At 62.8% G+C, this 4,183-nt stretch carries 5 protein-coding genes; all 5 read left to right on the top strand.

The window, feature by feature from the left end; translation table 11 throughout:
* Positions 1-487: thymidine kinase (locus RMN99_RS08275; protein ID WP_309622832.1), on the top strand; the 487-nt coding region annotated here is incomplete at its 5' end.
* A gap of 67 nt (positions 488-554) precedes the next feature.
* Positions 555-1,247, top strand: coding sequence for a site-2 protease family protein (locus RMN99_RS08270; RefSeq protein WP_309622831.1), 693 nt, complete (start codon positions 555-557; stop codon positions 1,245-1,247).
* A 4-nt stretch (positions 1,248-1,251) separates the two neighbouring features.
* Complete coding sequence (gene truB, locus RMN99_RS08265) at positions 1,252-2,244, top strand: tRNA pseudouridine(55) synthase TruB (protein ID WP_309622833.1); 993 nt, start codon at positions 1,252-1,254, stop codon at positions 2,242-2,244.
* A 21-nt stretch (positions 2,245-2,265) separates the two neighbouring features.
* The gene (rpsO, locus tag RMN99_RS08260; protein ID WP_309622830.1) at positions 2,266-2,535 is read left to right on the top strand and encodes a 30S ribosomal protein S15; all 270 of its coding nucleotides are present in this window, start codon (positions 2,266-2,268) and stop codon (positions 2,533-2,535) included.
* A 202-nt stretch (positions 2,536-2,737) separates the two neighbouring features.
* The coding region (gene pnp / locus RMN99_RS08255) for a polyribonucleotide nucleotidyltransferase (protein WP_309622829.1) at positions 2,738-4,183 on the top strand (1,446 nt) is incomplete at its 3' end.

The following is a 4,183-nucleotide window of genomic DNA, read 5'->3' as shown; positions in this document are numbered from 1 at the left end:
GGCGACCATGTTGTGGACCGCTGACCTCGACGACCGCGGCGGCGACAAGGCGATCGAAAGCCGGATCGGCCTCCACGCCGAAGCCCACCGTTTCGATGGCGAAACCAGCCTGTGGGACCGGATTGGCGCCGCGCACCGGGTGGAGCCGCTCGCCTGCGTGCTGGTGGATGAGGCGCAGTTCCTTACCGAAGCGCAGGTCTGGCAATTGGCCAAAGTGGCGGATCAGGCGGGCATTCCGGTGCTGTGCTATGGCCTGCGCACCGATTTTCAGGGCGAACTGTTCCCCGGCGCGAAAGTCTTGCTGGGGATCGCGGATTCGCTGATCGAGCTCAAGGCGGTGTGCCACTGCGGGCGCAAATCGAGCATGAACCTGCGGGTCGATGAAAGCGGCGCGGCGGTGGCCGAAGGCGCGCAGACCGAGATCGGCGGCAACGACCGCTATGTCGCGCTGTGCCGAAAGCACTTTACCGAGGCGCTGGGGTGGTGAGCGCCGGATACCAGCACGACAACGCAATCCATTCGGTGGTAGAGCGCGACCGGGAGAAATTGGGTCTATGAACGAAACTGTGTTCCAGATTGCCGCGCTGGTGATCCCATTGGTGATTGCAATTGTGTTTCACGAAGTGTCGCATGGGTTCGTGGCGCGAAGTCTGGGCGATCCGACCGCGCAGCTGCTTGGCCGGCTCAGCCTCAATCCTTTCAAGCATGTCGATCCGTTTGGCACGGTGATCTTGCCCGCGATCCTCAAGCTGTCTGGCCTGCCGGTGTTCGGCTGGGCCAAGCCGGTGCCGGTGCGCAAGGAACTGCTGCGCAATCCGCGCCGCGACATGATGCTGGTGGCCGCCGCCGGACCCGGCAGCAATCTGGTGATGGCGGTGATTGGCGCAGTGCTGCTGGGCCTGTTGCTGCGCTTTACCGGCGGAGGCGCAGCGACCGGGCTGGCGCTTGGCTTCGTGGCGCTCAACCTGCTCAACTTCATCCTGATCAACGTGTTTCTGGCGCTGTTCAACCTGCTGCCAGTGCCGCCGTTCGATGGCGGCCACATCATCGAGGGCCTGCTCCCGGCCGGGCTTGCGGCGCGTTACGGTGAACTCCACAAGTACGCGCTGCTGGTGATGATCCTGCTGATCGTGGTGCTGCCGATGATTTCGCCCAGCCTCAACGTGATCGGTTGGGTGGTCAGCCCGGCGGTTGATTGGCTGACCGGTCACTATCTCGAACTTGCCCGCGCCGTCGCCGGGCTTTGAACACTTGCCCAACGGCTGGATCATCCTCGACAAGCCGCTCGGGCTTGGCAGCACGCAAGGCGTTGCTGCGGTCAAACGGGTGTGCCGCGAGGCCGGGCTTGGCAAGGTCAAGGTCGGCCACGGCGGCACGCTCGATCCGCTGGCGACGGGCGTGCTGCCGATCGCGCTGGGCGAGGCGACCAAGCTGACCGGGCGGATGCTCGATGCCAGCAAAGAGTACCAATTTACCGTGGCGTTCGGGGCAGAGACTGACACGCTCGATCTGGAAGGCGAAGTGATCGCAACCAGCGACGTGCGGCCGACTTTGGCACAGGTTGAAGCGATTTTGCCGCGCTTCACCGGGCCGATCGAGCAGGTCCCGCCGGCCTATTCGGCGCTGAAAGTTGGCGGCGAGCGGGCTTACGATCTGGCGCGCAAGGGCGAAGCGGTGGAACTGGCGGCGCGCAGCGTGACGGTGTTTTCGCTCGTAATTCAATCCTCCCCGAGTTTGCCTCGGAGAGGTGGCAGTCGCGCAGCGACTGACGGAGGGGTTGCGACTTCTGCCCCCTCCACCACGCCTGCGGCGCGGTCCCCCTCCCCGAGCAAGCTCGGGGAGGATTGCGTAACCCTCACCGCCCACGTTTCCAAAGGCACGTACATCCGCAGCCTTGCGCGCGATGTTGCGCTGGCGCTCGGCACTGTCGGCCATGTTACCATGCTACGCCGGACCAAGGCCGGTCCGTTCGACCTGTCTCAGGCGATTTTGCTAGACAAATTGAACGAAGTGGGTAAGGGCGCGCCACTTGAACACATACTCTTGCCGTTCGAGGCAGGGCTGGACGACATCCCGGCTCTCAATCTCGATCCGGAAGCGGCAAGGGCGGTCCGACAGGGCCGCGTTCTGACCGGGATGACCCAGGGCGATGGGCTGTACCTAGCGCGAGAGGGAAATATCCCGCTCGCACTGGTGGAGCTTTCAGGCGGCAACGTCTGCGTGGTCCGGGGTTTCAATTTTTGATGATGTCGCGGAGTACAAGACATGTCGATTTCGCTTGAACAGAAGACTGAAGTTATCGCTGACAACGCCCGCGGTTCGGGTGATACCGGTTCGCCCGAAGTGCAGGTCGCCATTCTGACCCAGCGCATCCGCAACCTGACCGATCACTTCAAGGATCACCACAAGGACAACCACTCGCGCCGGGGCCTGCTGACCATGGTCAACAAGCGCCGCACGCTGCTGGCCTACCTCAAGCGGGTCGATGTCGAGCGCTACAATGCGCTGATCGCCAAGCTTGGTCTTCGTAAGTAACAACGCGTAAAGGCGGTCCCGAGCGGGCCGCTTTTTGCATTCGGGAGTATCGCGTTTGCGCGATGCGACCCAACACCATCGGGCTTCCTTCGCATTTCGGTGAAGGGCCATTGGGGCAGACAAGGCCCCGCACCGGACCGGGACGGATCACCCGGCAGCAAAACCCGCTGCGCAATAGGGCGCGCGGGCTGAAGGAAATACAATGTTCGACGTTAAAACCGTATCGATGGAGTGGGGCGGAAAGACCCTCACTCTGGAAACCGGCCGCATTGCCCGTCAGGCAGACGGCGCGGTCCTCGCCACTTATGGCGAAACAGTTGTGCTCTGCGCCGTCACGGCCGCCAAGAGCGTCAAGGAAGGGCAGGATTTCTTCCCGCTGACCGTCCACTATCAGGAAAAGTTCTTCGCCGCCGGGCGCATCCCGGGCGGCTTCTTCAAGCGTGAGCGCGGCGCGACCGAAAAGGAAACGCTGGTTTCGCGGCTGATCGATCGGCCCGTGCGGCCGCTGTTCCCCGAAGGCTTCTACAACGAAATCAATGTCATTGCCCATGTGATGAGCTATGACGGCGAGATCGAACCCGATATCCTGGCGCTGATCGCCGCTTCGGCCGCGCTGACCATTTCGGGCCTCCCGTTCATGGGCCCGATCGGCGCTGCGCGCGTTGGCTATGTTGACGGTGAATACACTCTCAACCCGCGCCAGGACGTGGCCGCCGCCGGCGATCTCGATCTGGTCGTTGCCGCCACCGGCAATGCCGTGATGATGGTCGAATCGCAGGCCCGTGAGCTCAACGAAGAGATCATGCTGGGCGCCGTGCTGTTCGCGCATGACGAGTGCAAGAAGGTGGTCAACCTGATCATCGATCTGGCCGAAAAAGCTGCCAAGGATCCGTGGGATGTGGCAGTCAGCGATAACACCGCGATCAAGGACAAGCTCAAGAAGCTGATCGGCAAGGACATTGCCGCAGCCTACAAGTTGACCGACAAATCGGAACGCTCGAACGCGCTCAACCTCGCCCGGGCCAAGGCCAAGGAAGCCTTCGCCGGTGAAGACGGACAGACCCAGATGGCGGCGATGAAGTCGGTCAAGAAGGTCGAAGGCGATATCGTGCGCGGTGCGATCCTCAAGGATGGCACCCGCATCGATGGCCGCAAGACCACGCAGGTCCGCCCGATCGAAGCGATGGTCGGCTTCCTGCCGCGCACCCACGGCTCGTCGCTGTTCACCCGCGGTGAAACCCAGGCGATCTGCACCACCACGCTGGGCACCAAGGATTCTGAACAGATGATCGACGGGCTGGAAGGCCTGTCGTATTCGAACTTCATGCTGCACTACAACTTCCCGCCGTACTCGGTCGGTGAAGTGGGGCGTTTTGGTGCTCCCAGCCGCCGCGACACCGGCCACGGCAAGCTCGCCTGGCGGGCGCTGCAGGCGGTGCTGCCGACGAAGGAAGAGTTCCCCTACACGATCCGCGTGGTCTCGGACATTACCGAGTCCAACGGTTCATCGTCGATGGCCACCGTTTGCGGCGGTGCATTGTCGATGATGGACGCCGGAGTGCCGATCAAGCGCCCGGTTTCGGGTATCGCGATGGGGCTGATCCTCGAAGGCGACAATTTCACCGTGCTGTCTGACATCCTGGGTGAT

This window comes from Novosphingobium sp. (assembly GCF_031417815.1).
In the GTDB taxonomy this organism is placed as follows: domain Bacteria; phylum Pseudomonadota; class Alphaproteobacteria; order Sphingomonadales; family Sphingomonadaceae; genus Novosphingobium.
The sequence above is the reverse complement of the archived record's forward strand: the minus strand, read 5'-3'. Positions and strand labels throughout refer to the sequence as shown.